This is a genomic window from Salinibacterium sp. G-O1 (assembly GCF_030063305.1).
Classification (GTDB): Bacteria; Actinomycetota; Actinomycetes; order Actinomycetales; family Microbacteriaceae; genus Rhodoglobus.
Window position 1 is genome coordinate 824594 of the sequence record NZ_JASISV010000001.1, and the last position, 14313, is coordinate 838906.

Annotated in this window: 14 protein-coding genes; 8 read left to right on the forward strand and 6 right to left on the reverse strand. The window is 62.6% G+C overall.

Annotated elements, in window-relative coordinates; all coding sequences use genetic code 11:
* Positions 1-128 precede the first annotated feature (128 nt).
* From QMG83_RS04035 to QMG83_RS04045, 3 genes are read left to right on the forward strand one after another with little or no spacing between them, the layout of a single operon-like run.
* Entirely contained in the window at positions 129-1355 is a 1227-nt protein-coding gene (locus QMG83_RS04035) for a DUF3500 domain-containing protein (protein WP_283504522.1), read from the forward strand.
* Complete coding sequence (locus QMG83_RS04040; protein WP_283504055.1) at positions 1348-1734, forward strand: nuclear transport factor 2 family protein; 387 nt, start codon at positions 1348-1350, stop codon at positions 1732-1734. The genes QMG83_RS04035 and QMG83_RS04040 overlap by 8 nt, the downstream gene beginning before the upstream one ends.
* Complete coding sequence (locus QMG83_RS04045) at positions 1734-2492, forward strand: IclR family transcriptional regulator (protein WP_283504056.1); 759 nt, start codon at positions 1734-1736, stop codon at positions 2490-2492. The genes QMG83_RS04040 and QMG83_RS04045 overlap by 1 nt, the downstream gene beginning before the upstream one ends.
* Positions 2493-2524: 32 nt before the next feature.
* On the opposite strand, the gene QMG83_RS04050 is transcribed toward QMG83_RS04045, so the two are convergent.
* The 4 genes from QMG83_RS04050 to QMG83_RS04065 form a co-directional block, all read right to left on the reverse strand.
* Positions 2525-4048 carry an ATP-binding cassette domain-containing protein gene (locus QMG83_RS04050; protein ID WP_283504057.1) on the reverse strand — a complete coding sequence of 508 codons (1524 nt, stop codon included), beginning with the start codon at positions 4046-4048 and terminating at the stop codon, positions 2525-2527.
* The gene (locus tag QMG83_RS04055; protein ID WP_283504058.1) at positions 4045-5001 is read right to left on the reverse strand and encodes a branched-chain amino acid ABC transporter permease; all 957 of its coding nucleotides are present in this window, start codon (positions 4999-5001) and stop codon (positions 4045-4047) included. The genes QMG83_RS04050 and QMG83_RS04055 overlap by 4 nt, the downstream gene beginning before the upstream one ends.
* Before the next feature lie 8 nt (positions 5002-5009).
* A complete protein-coding gene (locus QMG83_RS04060; protein WP_283504059.1) occupies positions 5010-5894 on the reverse strand; it encodes a branched-chain amino acid ABC transporter permease in 885 nt (294 codons plus the stop codon).
* Between the two features lie 72 nt (positions 5895-5966).
* A complete protein-coding gene (locus tag QMG83_RS04065; protein ID WP_283504060.1) occupies positions 5967-7196 on the reverse strand; it encodes an amino acid ABC transporter substrate-binding protein in 1230 nt (409 codons plus the stop codon).
* 138 nt (positions 7197-7334) lie between these two features.
* Between QMG83_RS04065 and mhpA the strand changes: the two genes are divergently transcribed.
* The 5 genes from mhpA (at position 7335) to QMG83_RS04090 (ending at position 13256) form a co-directional block, all read left to right on the forward strand.
* Entirely contained in the window at positions 7335-8921 is a 1587-nt protein-coding gene (gene mhpA, locus QMG83_RS04070) for a bifunctional 3-(3-hydroxy-phenyl)propionate/3-hydroxycinnamic acid hydroxylase MhpA (protein ID WP_283504061.1), read from the forward strand.
* A complete protein-coding gene (locus tag QMG83_RS04075; RefSeq protein ID WP_283504062.1) occupies positions 8918-10090 on the forward strand; it encodes a CaiB/BaiF CoA transferase family protein in 1173 nt (390 codons plus the stop codon). Before mhpA ends, QMG83_RS04075 begins: the two co-directional genes overlap by 4 nt.
* On the forward strand, positions 10075-11610 hold the full coding sequence (locus QMG83_RS04080; protein WP_283504063.1) for a carboxyl transferase domain-containing protein: 1536 nt from the start codon (positions 10075-10077) through the stop codon (positions 11608-11610). Before QMG83_RS04075 ends, QMG83_RS04080 begins: the two co-directional genes overlap by 16 nt.
* A gap of 74 nt (positions 11611-11684) precedes the next feature.
* Positions 11685-12626, forward strand: a complete 942-nt coding sequence (locus QMG83_RS04085) for a YHYH protein (RefSeq protein WP_283504064.1) — start codon at positions 11685-11687, stop codon at positions 12624-12626.
* Positions 12627-12629: 3 nt separating this feature from the next.
* Positions 12630-13256: a DUF305 domain-containing protein gene (locus tag QMG83_RS04090; protein WP_283504065.1), complete on the forward strand. Its 627-nt coding sequence runs from the start codon at positions 12630-12632 to the stop codon at positions 13254-13256.
* A 6-nt stretch (positions 13257-13262) separates the two neighbouring features.
* On the opposite strand, the gene QMG83_RS04095 is transcribed toward QMG83_RS04090, so the two are convergent.
* Together QMG83_RS04095 and QMG83_RS04100 are read right to left on the reverse strand one after the other, a co-directional pair.
* On the reverse strand, positions 13263-13748 hold the full coding sequence (locus tag QMG83_RS04095; RefSeq protein WP_283504066.1) for a hypothetical protein: 486 nt from the start codon (positions 13746-13748) through the stop codon (positions 13263-13265).
* A gap of 33 nt (positions 13749-13781) precedes the next feature.
* The gene (locus QMG83_RS04100) at positions 13782-14309 is read right to left on the reverse strand and encodes a DUF421 domain-containing protein (RefSeq protein ID WP_283504067.1); all 528 of its coding nucleotides are present in this window, start codon (positions 14307-14309) and stop codon (positions 13782-13784) included.
* Positions 14310-14313: the final 4 nt, after the last annotated feature.

Below are 14313 nucleotides of genomic sequence, written 5' to 3' on the forward strand. Positions count from 1 at the left end.
GCTCACGACACAGCGACCCTGCTTGAGTTAGAGCCTGAGCCCAGCGGCAACGGCGGTCAACTGCCTGTCTCACTTCACGGGACACCTCCTACGGCAGACAGCTTTTGCTGTGCTTCAATAGCGACGTGATGAGCGAAGACGCTGGTTTCCGGCAATATCTGTACCCGCCAAGTGATGAGCGAATCGTCGGCCTGAGAGGGCTCGATGCGTACTCTTACCGGGCGGCCGCGAAGCACGATGCGTTCACGGGAGAACTGATCCGCGGCTGGCAACCGCTCTACCCGGTGCCCTTCGTCGGCGTCACATCCGACGGCACGATCATTCCGGATCTCTTCGACGCCGCCCCCAACGACGCCCCGGTTGCAGCAATGGTCGATGCAGCCGCCGCTGCGCTTGCGACGTTGACGCCCGCCCAGCGCGAAGCGATCCAATATCCGGTGGATGCTGTGGAGTGGCAGTCGTGGGCGAACCCCGAGTTCATGCAGCACGACACCGGTCTCCGACTGGAATTCCTTGACGTCCGCGCTCGCGACGCGCTCCTGGGGCTGCTCGATGCGACGCTGAGTTCGAGCGGCGCGACGCTTGCCCGGAAGCTCATGCACATTAACGGCTACCTGGGTGGGCTCACCGGCCTCGAACCCATCATGAACGAGTTCAGCTACAACATCGCCGTGTACGGCACGCCCTCACTCACGGAGCCCTGGGGCTGGCAAATCTTTGGACACCACCTAGCCCTGAACTGTGCGGTGGTGGCAAACCAGTTGGTGATCTCGCCAATCTTCTTCGGCGCCGAGCCGGACAAGCTGCACGATGACGACGATCCGGCTCTCACTCCGCGCGTGATGAAAGCCCGAGCATTCCTGGATTCGCTGACCCCTGCGCAAAAAAACGATGCCGTGCTTTTCGACTCTATGGTCGACCCTGCCATGCCGGTCGGCCGCATCCACCCGGGCGACGAGCGGCACCTTGCTGGCGCATTTCAGGACAACCGCGTGATCCCCTACGAGGGAGTCTGCGCAGCAGAGCTTGGATCGGATGCGAGAGGAAGGCTCCGAGAACTGGTTCGCGAGTTCATCGACTACTTGCCAGAGGGCCCAGCGTTGGCCAGGCAGCGGGAAATCGAGGACCACTTCGACGACACCTGGATCTCGTGGATCGGCGGGACCGGCCCTGTCGACGTGTTTTACGTTCGGGTGCAAAGCCCCGTGGTAATTCTCGAACTCGATCACCACTGCGGTGTCTTTCTGAGTAACACCGAGCCTGCGGGATTCCACATCCACACCATTGTGCGCACCCCCAACGGGAACGACTACGGCAGGGCGCTGCTGCGCCAACGTGAGGCCAACCGTGACTGACGACATACGTTCGGCGGCGCAACAGCTTCTCTATGACTATGGAGCGATTGCCGACGCAAAGAACATCCACGCGGCTCTTGAGCACTTTCGCCACGCCACTGTCACTTTTCCGCAGGGCTCAGCATCGGGTGACTTGCAACTCACCGAGCTGTACTCGAGTCTGTGGGGCAAGCCCAATCAGCATCGTCACATCATCACGAACGTTCGGCTTGTTGACTCAGAACTGGGGTACTCTGCCAAAGCCTTATATACCCGGTGGGAGTTCACGCCTGCCCCACTGATGACAACGATGGGAGAGTACGAGATGTCGTTCTCACGCCACGATCGAGTCTGGGCAGTTGACTCTCTCGTCGTCACCCGCACCTGGCAGGTGAGCTGATGTCCATCTTCGGACGCGCGACGACCATTCTCAACATCATCGCCGAAGGCCGTGGGCAACTCTCGCTTACCGAACTTTCACAACGCAGCGGCCTGCCCCGCTCGAGCGTTCACCGCATCATTCAAGAACTCGAACGTGAGTGCTTCGTCATTCGCGCGTCGTCTGCCGGTGGCTATTCCCTGGGCCCAGGGGTGCTGAAATTTGGGATGAACAGCCATCTGCAGCTCGTCGCAGGCATGCGTCCGCTGCTCACCTCACTCGCTCGGGCAGTGAACGAAAATGTGGAATTGGCCATCTTCAGTGGCCGCGAAGTTGTCGTCGTGGACCAAGTGTCATCGACAGCGCGGCTTCACGCAGTGACCCAGGTTGGCAAGAGCTTCTCCCTGCACGGAAGTTGCATCGGCAAAGTCTTGCTCGCCCAACTGCCCGACTGGAAGGTGCGAGAAATTCTGCCAGACGTTCTCGCCGGCCACACAAACAAGACCATTACTGACGTGGACAAATTCATCGTCGAGCTCGATCAGGTACGCGCCACTAATTTGGCGTTCGACCACGAAGAACGCGATGTGGGTATTTCTGCCGTTGCGACGTGCATCCAAAACTCGGCAGGCGTCAATCAAGCTGTCGCCATCGTCGCCCCGACCGAGCGATTCGACGTGTTGAAGGCGCTTTTCGTCGAGCGACTCACCAAGCTGCAGGGAAGCTTCGACACCCGAAGCATTCTGTTCGACCCACGGAACCTGCCTTCGGCTGTCTGAATCCTGTTTCCGCGCTCTCTCTTTTCGCCGCGTCAGCCGAGGTAGCTTGACAATAGTCGCGCATCAGCGAGCAACTCTGACGGCATGCCCTCGAGCGTGATCTCACCCTGGCTGAGCACCATTGCGCGGTCGGCCAGCGCCAGCGCGCGCTCAACGCTTTGCTCGACGATAATCATCGCGACTCCGGAATCGCGAATCGCACCGAGGGCCTCATAAACTTCGTCGACCGCGATTGGCGAAAGCCCCAGAGAGATCTCGTCGAACACCACAAGGGTGGGCGCAGACATGAGCGCCCGGCCAATAGCCAACATCTGCTGCTGCCCGCCCGACAAGGCGGTGCCGGAGTTTTTACGTCGCTGTTTGAGGATGGGAAAGATCGAGTACACGGCCTCGAGTCGCTCGGCTTTCACGTGCTTGCGCGCATCCAGGCCCCCAGCGATGAGGTTCTCCTCAATCGAGAGGGTCCCAAAAATCTTGCGACCTTCCATGCACTGAGCAACACCCAGCGCGGTGACCTCGTCAGGGCGGAGGCCCGCGATGGACTTTCCCGCGAACGAGATCGTTCCCGACGTGAGCGGCACTGCTCCGGCGAGGGCGCGAGCCATCGTCGTCTTGCCCGCACCATTGGCCCCGAGCAAAGCAATGCATTCACCCGGCTGCACATCGAACGAAACTCCCTTGAGGGCGTTGAGGCCTCCGTACCGCACCCACACGTCATCGACCGCCAGCAGCGGGGCATCGGATACAGGTTTGGCCACGCTCACCAGCGATGTGAGTGAGGCACGGATGCCTGCGCGCTTATCCTCGTCGAACGGAGTCGGTTCAGCGCTGTCAGCGATCGAGCCAAGGTAGAGGGAAGCGACAACCGGGTCCGCGAGGACCTTCGGGGTTTCGTCGACGGTAACCAACTTGCCGAAATCGAGAACGGCGGTGCGGTCACAGCAGCGGGAAATTACATCCATCACATGCTCGATGAGCACCATCGACTCAACCTCGGTGCGCAGGCTCTGGATGATCGTGATGAGTTCGTCTGTTTCCGCACGAACAAGTCCGGCCCCGATTTCGTCGAGGAGGAGCACCCGTGGCTTGAGCGCCAACGCTCGCGCGAGTTCCAACCGCTTGCGGCGCAGCAGCGGCAACTTGCCCGCAGTCTCATGCGCGAACGGGGCGAGTCCGAGGCGATCCAGGATGCCCCCGACGAACGGCTCGAGTTCACGCTGCGAAATGTGGTGACCCGAGTTTGTTGCCGCCAGACGCACGTTATCGGCCACGGTCATCCGTGTGAACGGACGCGGTATTTGGTAGGTCCGGCCAATGCCCATTCGGGCGCGGTCGGCAGAGCTGAGCTTGCTGATGTCGCGACCGTCGAACGTAACCGAGCCCGAGTTCGGGGTCAGCGCCCCGCCGATGACGCCGATGAGCGTGCTCTTTCCCGCACCGTTAGGGCCGATGACCCCCAATACCTCGCCGGGCGCAACCTCCAGTGAGAGACTGTCGAGCGCCCGCACACCGCCGTAAGACTTCGTTATTGACGTGAGTTGCAATACGGCGGTCACGAGAAGTTCCTCTCTTTCTGAAGGGCGAGGGTGAAGGTGCCCCAGATGCCGTTCGGCATGAACCGGATGACCAGCACGAGAACCACGCCGACAACCGCCATGTGAATCTCAGGGAATTGGATGAGAAACTCACCAAGCAAGACGATGAAGACGGCGCCGATCCACGGTCCCACCTTGGTGCCCATGCCCCCGATGATGGCGACCGAAACAATTTCGATAGTCCAGCTGATGCCGAACCCGCCGTTCGGCTGAACAATGCCCTGATTGAGCGCCTGAACCGAACCTACGATGGCAATGAGCGCACCCGAGAGCCCGAACGCCCAGAGCTTGGTGCGGTAGGTGCGCACGCCCAGCTGGCTTGCCACATCCTCGTCATCTCGCACCGCCTGCATCCGGTACGACCAGCGACTGCGCAGAAGCACCAAAACGCACACAATGACCAGCACGGCGATGGCGAGCGCGATCCAGTACAACTCAAACGCCTTCGGGGCTCGGGCGGTGAGGAAGATGCCCGCCTGGCCACCAAACCACGGGCTGTTGACCACGAAGATGCGCAGCGCTTCGGCGAGCGCGAGCGTTCCGACGGTGAAGTACAGCCCGCGGAGCCGGAACAGCGCTGGGCTGACAATCAGGGCGAAGAGTCCCGCAACTACGGCGGCAAGAATCATGCACAGCACGATCGGAAGCCCCGCGTTGCTGGCCAGTGCCATCGTGTACACCCCGAGTCCGAAGAACGCTGCAGAGCCGAGCGACACCAGCCCCGTGTACCCGGCGGCAATGTTCCAGGCCGCGGCCAGAGCTCCGAGCTGAAGGATGCGGAAGCCGACCTCCTGTTGATAGGTTCCTGCAACGTAGGGCACCACGAAGGCGATCGCGGCCAGCGCGGCGACGATGATGAAATCCCTTCTGCCCACGCGGGTGGGAGTCGCGATGCGACTCAGTAAAACGGACATGCCATTTTTCACAGCGAGCGCCTCCGATTCAGAATTCCGTTGGGCGCGATGGCCAGAAGAACGATGAGCATGACCAGACCTACAAATGTGCGGTATCCGTCGCCGAAGAAGTAGGCGCCGAGCGACTGGAAGATGCCGAGTGCTATTCCTCCCACAAAGGTGCCCATGATGTTTCCGAGACCACCGAGCACGATGATGGCGAAAGCGGTGAGCAGATATTCCGAGCCGGACGATGGGGTGAACGAGAAGCAGAGGGCGATGAGCACGCCGCCGATCGCCGACAAGCCGCCGTTGAGAGCGAAGGTGCCCCACCGGATGCGGCTCACGTGGATGCCGACGATTGCCGCAGAAATTGGATCTTCCGAGCTCGCGCGTAGCGAGCGACCGAATGAGGTTCGCGTGACCAGCGCCCATACGGCCAGACACACGGCCAGCGAAATTCCGAAACCGATGAGATAAATCGTCGGGAGGTTGATGGGGCCGATAGCGATCGTTTCTCGACTGAAAATGGTGTCAAGGGAGCGACTGTCGCCAGAGAAAATCCGGATAAACAGATTCTCGAGAATGATGGCCAGTGCGAATGTGGTGAGCAACCCGGCTTCCTCGCCGTGCCGCGCGACGGGGGCCAGGATGAAGCGCTGAACGGGCGCCATGAAGAGGAAGCCGAGCACGAAGACGATGGGCAGGGCGAGCAGTGGGCTGATGCCCCAGAACGCCGAAAGGTAGTAGGCCATGTAAGCGCCGAGGACGACTATCTGGCCGTGTACAAGGTTGACGAGCTTCATGACACCCAACACCAGTGAGAGTCCCACTGCGCTGAGGGCGATTAGCCCACCAAGAAGGGCTCCGCCAAGGACTGTGTTTGTCAGTCCCACCGGGTCGATCGAGTTCATCCGAGGGTCATCCACATCGTTGTAGGGGGTGGTGGGGCCGACACGAGAGTGTCGGCCCCATGAGCGTCAGGGCTAGGGAACGGGGAAGAGTAATTCTCCGGTCGCCTGTTCCAGCGGCCACACGATGACCGGAACCCCGTCTTGCCACTGCGATGAGACCACGGGGATCTTCGCTGCGTGCTCATCGTCGAACTTCACGGGTCCGACCGCGTACGTGTCGTCGGTTTTTCCGATGGCGTCGTTGATGGCGTCTTTATCGAGAGTCCCTGCGGCCGCGATCGCGTCCATCAGCACCATTGCCGCGGTGTAGCTGTCGGCGATGTGCTGGCTCGACGTCAGGCCGGTCTCGGCTTCGAAAGCCTCCTTGAGCTCTTCAGCACCGGGGTAGCCAAACGACGGGTCCCAGTACGCTCCGACGATGACGCCATCGGCGAGGTCTCCGAGGGCTTCGGCGAACTGAACAGGCTCCGCGCCCTTCTCCGCAACGATGACCTTGGGAGTCCACCCGATAGCGGCCATTTGCTTACGGATCGAGATCGCGGCGGGTGTGATCGACGAAATGAGGACGATGTCAGCTCCCGACTCTTTGGCCTTCTGGATCGCGGCCGAGAAGTCGGTGTTGTCTGCGGGGAATTCGATGTTCCCGGCGATGGAATACCCGTAGTCGGCAGCTACGGCCGGCCAAATCTCATTGCCGATTGCCTGCCCATCGGGGCCGTTGTCGTGAAGGATGAAGACCTGTTTGTTGGTTTCGACCCCGTTCGCATCGAGTGCTTCGAAGGGGGCGACCGCCTGGTCGGCCACCGAGAAGAAGATGTCCCACGCGTATGTCCATGTCTTGACCGACTTGAACACCTCAATCGGAGCGCACTCTGCGACGAAGGGAACGCCCTGGGCGTCGGCAACGACGGCCCCGGGGTTCACCAGGTCAGGAGTACACGAACCCAGCAGAGCATCCACCTTGGTAGACGAGATGAGAGTCTTGATCGCCGAGGTGACCTCGTTTGGGTCTGTCTTATCGTCAACGAGCGTCAGTTCAACGTCGCGGGCCGTTCCATCGATCATGATGCCGCCGTTGGCATTGACCTCATCAACGGCGTGCTGATAACCCCACTTGAGAAAGCTGCCGAAGCCGGCGAGCGCGCCGCTCAGCGGAATTGTCGCCCCGATCCGGATGGGTTCTGAGGAATCAGATGTTCCGCCGTCCGCTCCGATGGGGGAGCAGCCTGCGAGCGCCAGCGCGGCCGCGGTGATGAACGCGAGACCGCCGGCCAGGCGTTTGCGTCGTGAATTAAGGTGCATCGCGAATCTCCTTTGATTGCGGTCCGGGTGGCACGGGATACCCCATGATCAAACCCGGCTGGCCCGCGAACAACTTTCCATCCCGTATTCCGGGACAGAACTTCGGGGGCCGCTTTCACAACTTCTAGGCTCGGCGACGTGAGCAATGAAGCTACGCCGCCGACAGCGGCAACCGACAACTGTGACGTCATGATCGTGGGGCTTGGCCCGGTAGGAAAGCTGCTGGCGATCCACCTTGGGCGCGCTGGCCATCGCGTGATTGTCGCCGATCGCAAGACAGAGGGCTACCCCCTGCCACGCGCTGTGACCCACGATTTTGAGTTCGCTCGCATACTGCAGTCGATCGGTCTTTCTCCTGACACGATTCCTGAGATCACCGAGCCGTACGACGACATGTACGTGTGGCGCAACGCTGACCGTCAGAGTCTCGTCGAGGTCGACTGGAGTGGCATCGGGTCGTCCGGTTGGTACAACACCTACTTCTTCAGCCAACCCGCGCTGGAAGATCGCATGGAGTTGGTGCTCAGCACAATCCCCACCGTCACCGTGCTTCGCGGATGGTCGGCCGACATACTTTCCGACGATGAGGTCGTCTCAACCGGGCTGACCCAGGTCGCCACGGGAGCCCAGCGGGTTGTCACCTCCCGCTATCTCGTGGGAGCGGATGGCGCGAACAGCACGGTTCGCCGGTGGGCCGGAATTGACTGGCACGACATGGGATTTTTCTACGATTGGCTTGTCGTCGACGTCATCCCTGATCCGTCTCTTGAGTTCCCGCACGTGGCAATTCAAACGTGTGACATTGCCCGTCCGGCCACGATGGTACCTGGGGGTCCTGGCCGTCGACGTTGGGAGTTCATGCGCCTTCCGCACGAAACGATCGAGTCGCTCAACAAGACCGAGCGCGCCTGGGAGTTGCTCGAACCGTTCGGGATCCGCCCCGACAATTCAGAGCTCGAACGCCACTCGGTCTACACCTTTCAGGCCGGCTGGGCCACCAGCTGGCGCCGAGGACACATTCTGTTGGCTGGCGATGCCGCCCACCTCATGCCGCCCTTCGCCGGGCAGGGGTTGGGCGCCGGACTTCGCGACGTCATGAATTTGTTCTGGAAGCTCGGATCTGTGCTCGCCGGCCACGCCACCGAGTCGGTGCTCGACACGTACGAGACCGAGCGTCTCACTCACATTCGCGAATTCATCGACTTTTCCATCTCCTTGGGGCGGGTGATCTGCATCACTGATCCGGCGGAGGCAGCAGAACGAGACGAGCGGATGATCGCCGAACTGGCTAAGGGAAATGCTCCCCCTTCACCTCCCGCCCCTCAGCTGGGACCGGGCCTTCACCTTCCTGGCGGGGGACAACTTTCTCCCCAGGCGGTCATTCGCGTTGACGACGCAACCGTCCGCTTCGACGACCTGTATTCGGGATCGGTACTTCTTCTGGCGAAGGCAGAAACATTTGAGCAGGTTGCTGCTGAGACGGCAGACATGATTCGTGAGCTGGGGATCACCGTGGTGGCTCTGAGGGGCAGGCATCCTGAGGTCGCCACCCTCGATGAGGTGGACGGCACCTACGCGACGTGGCTGGACCAGCTCAGTGCCGAGTGCGTGCTCATCCGGCCCGATTTCTACACCTTTGGTGCCTCAAACGCGGCTGGAATGAACGCCCTGGTTCTGGCGTTACGCGAACAACTCGGCGTTTCTGCACTGGGGTCGCGAGTATGAGCGCGACTGGATCGCTCACCGGTTATCTCGTGCTCGACCTGACTCGGGCACTGGCGGGTCCGCACGCGGGGATGATGCTGGGAGACCTGGGCGCCCGGGTCATCAAGGTGGAGACCCCGGGCACTGGAGACGACACGCGTGGCTGGGGCCCTCCCTTCGTGGGAGAGGAAGGAGAGCAGGAGTCGACCTACTTCCTCTCCGCCAACCGGAACAAGGAGTCAATAGCGCTCAACCTGAAAGACCCTGATGACTCCGCCATTCTGGCCGGACTTATCGAACGAGCTGACGTGCTGCTGGAGAACTTCCGCCCTGGAACCCTGGATCGTCTAGGTTTCTCGCCCCCTCGGCTTGAAGAGCTCAACCCGCGCCTCGTGCTGTTGTCGATCAGCGGCTTCGGTCACGATGGTCCCGAAGGCGGCCGGGCAGGATACGACCAGATCGCCCAGGGCGAGGCAGGCCTCATGTCGCTCACCGGCGGCACGCCCGACGATCCGCAGCGTGTCGGTGTTCCCATCGCCGACCTGCTCGCCGGAATGTACGGAGCCTACGGCGTGCTCGCTGCGCTGCTCGAGAGGGAACGGACGGGGAAAGGGCAGGTCGTGCGCACCTCCCTTCTCGCATCGGTGGTTGGCGTACACGCTTTTCAGGGCACCCGATGGACCGTCGCAGGGCAGGTGGGGCTTGCGAATGGTAATCACCATCCGTCGATCGCCCCATACGGGCTTTTCCACACCGGATCGGGAGCAGTGCAGATCGCCGTGGGGTCGGAGGGTCTCTGGGGGCGGCTTTGCGCCATGACGGGACTCGCCGTCGATGACGAACGCTGGGCATCAAATGGTCTGCGGGTTGAGAACTGCGAATCACTTATTGTTGCGTTGGAAGAGGTGTTTTCCGCCTGGGATGCGGATGCGCTGCTGATCGCCTTCGACGACGCAGGCATCCCCGCGGGCCGGGTACGGGATCTGCAGCAGGTCTACGAGTGGGACCAGACGCGGTCTCAGGGGCTGATTGTTGACGTCGAACATTCGACGCTCGGAGCGCTCCAGCTTCCCGGGCCACCACTGCGTTTCTTCAGTGCGGACGGGCAGGAGCAAACGCGCACCGCGCACAGTGCGCCTCCCACGCTGGGGCAACACAACGATTCTGTGCGCGAATGGCTGAGCGAATGAACGACCGTCCGAGCGCCCGCGAGCTCATCGCGATGACTCTTGACGACGGGTCCTTCATCAGCTGGAATTCGCCTTTGCCCCCCTTGCCGATCGAGGACAGCTATCGAGACGAACTCGACGCCGCGCGCGCGAAGACCGGCGAGGACGAATCGCTTGTCTCGGGTGAGGGACTGCTCAACGGTTCGCGCGTGGCAGTTATGGCGGGGGAGTTCCGCTTTCTCGGCGGCTCGATCGGGGTCAACGCCGCCACCCGGATGGTGCAGACCATCGAACGGGCAACGGCGGAAGGCCTGCCTGTGCTCGCGGCGCCCGTTTCTGGTGGAACTCGCATGCAGGAAGGCACACGGGCCTTTCTGCAAATGGTGAAGATCACCGAAGCGGTCGTTGCGCATAAGGCAGCCCGGCTTCCGTACCTCGTCTATCTGCGGCATCCAACCACCGGCGGGGTCTTCGCCTCGTGGGGATCTCTCGGCCACATCACGGTCGCTCAGACCGGGGCACTCGTCGGTTTTCTCGGCCCCAAAGTGTATAAAGCGCTGCACGGCGTCGACTTCCCCGCAGGGGTGCAGACCGCGGAAAACCTCTTCGCCCATGGCATTGTCGACGCTGTGCTCGACGCCAAGCACCTGCGCACTGTGGCAGGCGAGGCGTTGGCGATTATCGCGGCCTCGGCTGGCACCGTTCCCGTTCCAGCTGAGGAGCCGGTTGCGCACATTCCATCAGCGTGGGAGTCGATCCAAATTTCACGTCGCAGCGGACGCCCGGGCCTGAGGTCGCTGCTTCATTACGCCGCGACCTCCAGCGTTCCACTGAGCGGCACTGGCCAGGGCGAATCAAACAAGTCGGCCGTCGTTTCGCTGGCCACCATCGGCGGCAGAGGCACAGTCGTTGTCGGCCTGGATCGTCGTGCACATGGTGAGGCCGAGTTGGGGCCGGATGCTCTGCGCCAGGCCCGTCGCGGAATGGCGCTCGCCGCCGAACTCGGGCTGCCGCTGATCACCGTCGTTGATACACCGGGTGCGGCCCTCTCTCGCGAGGCGGAGGAGGGCGGTCTCGGCGGAGAGATCGCTCGCTGCCTCGCAGAAATGCTGGACTTGCCCGTACCCACTGTCGCGGTAATTCTCGGTGAGGGAACGGGTGGTGGCGCGCTCGCCCTTATGCCAGCAGACCGTGTCCTCGCGGCGCGGAACGGATGGCTAGCGCCGCTGCCGCCGGAGGGTGCGAGCGTGATCATGTTCGGCGACACGTCGCACGCCGCGAGCATGACCGTCGATCAGCGTGTGCGCTCGCAGGATCTTCTCGAAGACGGCATAGTTCACGAAATCGTTGAGGAACGCCCCACTGCTGATGCCGAGCCCGCTGACTTTTGCCGCCGTGTTGGCGAAGCAATTGTGCGCCAGCTCGCCGAGCTGGAACTGCAGGACAGCTCGCAACGCCGCGCCGCTCGCACGGCCAACTACAAGGGGCTGGGCGTAGGCCACAGTCTTGCTGTCGAGGCTATTCCGGGCAGAAGTCTATGAGGCGCATTCGTGCGAGAGGTAGCCTTAACGAGCCCAAAATTCTGCCTAATCATGCCACGCAATAGGAGACGCCGATGAAGTCACCAACCTTTCTTTCGGTCGCGATCGTTGGCGCGTTCGCCATACTGCTGTCGGCATGCTCGCCGAGTTCGACCGTCTCAGAAACGCCGACGGCGACACCGAGTGCCACCGCCTCCGAAGCTGCAGTTGCAGAATTCGCGGCGAGCACAGGGGATTGCGCGGCGATGGCCGCAACGTTCCGCGCTGTCGTCAGCGCCAACCCCGATTCGACGGCTCCCGAGTTGGTGGCGACCTGCAACGGCGACGCCCTGATCGCGACGAGCAACGGCATCCCCGACTACCCGTACGTGGCGACCACCCCCGGGGAGTTGACCGCGTCTGAGGTTGTGCTGACGATCCCCTCAACGCCCACCGAGTCGAGCGATCCGGAGGCTGTGCCTGCGCTCGGGCCCCTCGGTATGGCTGTGAATGGGGTGGCGATCTATGGCGCGACCGAGGGCACCGGCGGTGACGTGCTGTCGCTGGAGGGCGCACTTTCGGAGTGTGGCGGGCACGAGGGCCCCGTTGACTACCACATGCATCTTTTCGGCTGGGCTGACGGAGTCGACTGCCTCTACGACGCCTCCGAGGTCGAGGCAGGTACCTCCCTGGTGATGGGATGGGCTGCCGACGGATACCCGATCATGTCCGGCGTGGTCTGCTCAGATGCCGCGTGCGGTTCGGTTGCCCAACTCACCAGTAGCTGGCAGCTGACCGACTCGTCGCTGTTCGCCAGTGACACCTGGTCAGCGCATTCGTTCGTCGAAGGCTCTGGCGATCTTGACCAGTGCAACGGGCGTATCGACAGCGACGGTCAGTACCGCTACTACGCGACCGCAACCTTCCCCTACACGCTGGGATGTTTCCATGGCACTGTTGCGGACGGCGCCCTGGCGGGCACCGCTACCGGTGGCGACGCGGGTGGCCCCGGTGGTCCTCCCGGCGCAGACGGCTAGCGGGTGGCTCGTTCTCTGGGGCTCCCCGCATCGCCAGGGCGTCGCAGCTTCCTGACGATCGGGGTCACCGCAGGAGCTGCGGCGTTCTTGACCGGATGCACGAAGGCAGGCAACGACGCATCGGCGATCTCAGTCGATGCCCCCAACGGTTCGGATATCGGGTTCTTCACCGACATGTCGGCGCACCACGAGCAGGGTCTGGCGATGTGCCAGCGAGTTCTGGGTCGAGACACCGGCCCCGCCGTGCAGGCGTCGGCCGCCGAGATTCTGCAGAGTCAGTCGTACGAGCGCGGCATCATGCACACCTGGCTGCAGGTTTGGGGTGAGAGCACCGCCATGCCAGAGACGGTGATGGCGTGGATGGGGATGGGGATGCCCATGGGCGAGATGCCAGGGCTTGCCACCCCTGCCGAGATGGAGTTGCTCGCCACGACGACGGGGCTTCCGCAGGGACGCCTGTTTCTCCAGCTGATGCGCGCTCACCACCTGGGCGGAATCCACATGGCTGACGCCGCAGTCTCGATGGCCAGCATCGCGAACGTGCAGGGACTAGCCGCAAGGATGTCTGCGAGCCAGACCTACGAGATCGCAATTTTCGACCAGCTTCTCGACACCACCTATTCCGGATAGGGCCGCCTACCTGGGCGTACGAACCCTCTTGGAGCGGCGGGGCCGAAGAACCAGGAGCGCGGTGGTGAGGGCGAGCGCGATCGCCGCGGCGGTGATGGCGGCGAGATGCACCGCGAGCGGGCCGCCGTTGTACATCGTGACGCCGACCGCGACGAGGGTGATCGCAACGATGACGAGTGCGAGGGGCTGTTGGCGGCGGAGGCCGGCGAGAGCCAGCAGAGCAGGAACAACGTAAAGCGCGATACTCGGCCCGCCCATGCCGTTGACCGCCTGGAGGTATCCGTCGGATCCTGCGACGCCCTCAATGAGTCCGCGGTAGAACATCGCTACGCAGTGCAACACGAGACCGACCGCACCAATGATGATGAGCGCGATGTCCACCCACGGCGATGTGCGGGCGTATCGCTTCAACGGAATGCCGGGCAGAGCCACTCGAGCGCCGAACAGCAGCACCGGTATCGCGATGAGGGTGATGGTGAGTGCTGGCGGCATTGCGCTTACTCCTTAGCAACGATCACCGCGAGCCTATCGCCCCGGACTTTGAGGATGGTGGTCGACGTCGGGAAGCGCCGAGCCTGTTCCCAGCTCCGACGCTGGGATCACGCTCAACTCACCGTTGCTCTCCAGCACGACCGCCGCGATCGCCCCGAGGTCGCCGTAGCCGCTGCGTCGCACAGCCTGGCGCACATCCCCGTCGGAGAGGCGCGCCCGCTTGAGCGCGTCATCGTCGATCTGCCCATCGGTCAGCAGCACGGCAGGGGTGGCGGTCGTCAACTTCCGGATGCGTTTCCACCTGGCGGAGCCGAAGGAGACGACGACCTGCAGCCCGAGCAGCAGCCCGAGGGCTGTGGCCCCCTCCGCGTACGACACATCTGACGATAGGAGGATTGTGGCCAGCGTCGACCCGAGGGCGACGGTCACCACGAAATCGAATGCATTCAACTGCGCGAGCGCCCGTTTACCCGAGACACGGATGAACACGACGATTGCCGCATATGACGCGATTCCAACGAGGAGGACGCGCACGATCTCTGACCAGGTATCGAACCACATGCAT

Coding starts and splice junctions, on each gene's coding strand:
- QMG83_RS04065 (WP_283504060.1), bottom strand. CDS start 7,196: ATGCACCTTAATTCACGACGCAAACGCCTGGCCGGCGGTCTCGCGTTC.
- QMG83_RS04075 (WP_283504062.1), top strand. CDS start 8,918: ATGAGCGCGACTGGATCGCTCACCGGTTATCTCGTGCTCGACCTGACT.
- QMG83_RS04100 (WP_283504067.1), bottom strand. CDS start 14,309: ATGTGGTTCGATACCTGGTCAGAGATCGTGCGCGTCCTCCTCGTTGGA.
- QMG83_RS04095 (WP_283504066.1), bottom strand. CDS start 13,748: ATGCCGCCAGCACTCACCATCACCCTCATCGCGATACCGGTGCTGCTG.
- QMG83_RS04060 (WP_283504059.1), bottom strand. CDS start 5,894: ATGAACTCGATCGACCCGGTGGGACTGACAAACACAGTCCTTGGCGGA.
- QMG83_RS04045 (WP_283504056.1), top strand. CDS start 1,734: ATGTCCATCTTCGGACGCGCGACGACCATTCTCAACATCATCGCCGAA.
- QMG83_RS04080 (WP_283504063.1), top strand. CDS start 10,075: ATGGCTGAGCGAATGAACGACCGTCCGAGCGCCCGCGAGCTCATCGCG.
- QMG83_RS04035 (WP_283504522.1), top strand. CDS start 129: ATGAGCGAAGACGCTGGTTTCCGGCAATATCTGTACCCGCCAAGTGAT.
- QMG83_RS04055 (WP_283504058.1), bottom strand. CDS start 5,001: ATGTCCGTTTTACTGAGTCGCATCGCGACTCCCACCCGCGTGGGCAGA.
- QMG83_RS04085 (WP_283504064.1), top strand. CDS start 11,685: ATGAAGTCACCAACCTTTCTTTCGGTCGCGATCGTTGGCGCGTTCGCC.